The organism is Vibrio sp. 10N.222.52.B7 (assembly GCF_041474275.1).
Lineage (GTDB): Bacteria > Pseudomonadota > Gammaproteobacteria > Enterobacterales > Vibrionaceae > Vibrio > Vibrio crassostreae_C.
Genome location: NZ_JBFRTU010000307.1, coordinates 1 through 227, shown reverse-complemented (window position 1 = coordinate 227; position 227 = coordinate 1). Strand labels below are relative to the sequence as shown.

The window sequence follows — 227 nt, the reverse complement described above, 5'->3', positions numbered from 1 at the left end:
AGTGAAACGGTCTTCCAACAACAGACTCCTGAAATGCAAAAAATCATTCTTGAAGCAGGTCAGGAAGCGACAGAGCACAGTTTTGCTTATCTAGAAAATACGGAAAACAAGATCCGTGAAGAGCTACAAGCGAAAGGCATGGTATTCACAGACCCAGCAGACAACGAGCAAGAGTGGATCAGCAAGGTGACTAAGTCAGTTTGGCCTAAGTTCTACTCAAGCATTGG

At 44.5% G+C, this 227-nt stretch carries 1 pseudogene; it reads left to right on the top strand.

Annotated elements, in window-relative coordinates:
• A pseudogene (locus tag AB4512_RS22965) lies at positions 1–227 on the top strand (C4-dicarboxylate ABC transporter substrate-binding protein); the annotation flags it as partial.